Origin of the sequence: Mesorhizobium sp. M5C.F.Ca.IN.020.32.2.1, from assembly GCF_004023105.1 — a bacterium.
GTDB lineage: Bacteria > Pseudomonadota > Alphaproteobacteria > Rhizobiales > Rhizobiaceae > Mesorhizobium > Mesorhizobium wenxiniae.
Genome location: NZ_RZSX01001366.1, coordinates 1 through 1,020 on the forward strand (window position 1 = coordinate 1; position 1,020 = coordinate 1,020).

The window sequence follows — 1,020 nt, forward strand, 5'->3', positions numbered from 1 at the left end:
GTTCATCGTCATCGGCTACGAACCTGGCAACAGTTACGGCGGGCTGGGAAGCGTACTGCTGGCGAATGTCGAGGACGGAAATCTGGTCTTCGCCGGCGGCGTTGGTACAGGCTTCAATGCACGCACCGGCGCCGACATGATGCGCCGGCTCAAGGCCGCTGAAGCCGAGAAATCGCCTATCCCGGGTCTCAAAGTGAAAGGTGCAGTCTGGACGCGGCCAGAGATTGTCGTCGACGTGGAATACCGCGGCTGGACCGAAGAGCACCAGCTTCGGCATCCGTCATTCAAGGGAATTCGCGAAGACCGATCGGTTGACGAGTTCCTATGAGGAAGAGGCCTGCGCGATTGAGAGCGCGACCTATATTCCCGTCTTCTCGGTGCTCGAAGCAATACCAAACCGGTCTCCTTGCCCCGAGAATAGCCCCAGCCGCCCCATTTCGTGCTGCCGGACCGTGCGCACTAGTGTTCGTAGATTCCCGCCGGCTTGCGGTCGACTAGCGGTTTGGCGAGCGGATCGTCTGACATGCCCCACCTCAGGCCAAGTTGATTGCCGCCAACCGAGCCTCCATTCCATCCGGTCACCACTCATAGACCGGATGAGCAATGGGGAACACGCGCAGGAATCGGCCCAGATGGTTCGTGCGGAATGTTCGCCCATAAAACTCATAGGATAGCGGGTTTTACCGCGTTGACTAGAATTGGCAACAATGCGACTCTCCGCCTCCAACATGGAGAGGGTGCGTATGGAGCCGATTGGCGGTCTGATCAAACGAAGAAGGGAGGCGATGGGCCTATCCCAACAGGCTCTGGCGGATCAGATCGACGTCAGCAAATCCTATCTGAGTCGGATCGAAAGCGGCGAACGCTCCTTAACGGACGACCAGGCCAATTTGTTGGGCCAGATGCTCGGCGCCCCGCCTGAACTGCTTTTGCTGGAAAGCGGCCGCCTGCCCGCTGATGTCCAGGGCGCCATCGCGGCCGACGCGGCCGGCGTGACCACGGCATTGCGCGGACGCACCG

Annotated in this window: 1 protein-coding gene and 1 pseudogene; both read left to right on the forward strand. The window is 60.2% G+C overall.

Annotated elements, in window-relative coordinates:
* Nucleotides 1–328, forward strand: a pseudogene (locus EOA86_RS36035) (ATP-dependent DNA ligase); the annotation flags it as partial.
* Between the two features lie 415 nt (nt 329–743).
* Nucleotides 744–1,020 (forward strand): helix-turn-helix transcriptional regulator (locus EOA86_RS36040; protein ID WP_164892386.1); only part of this gene is annotated, 277 nt, incomplete at its 3' end.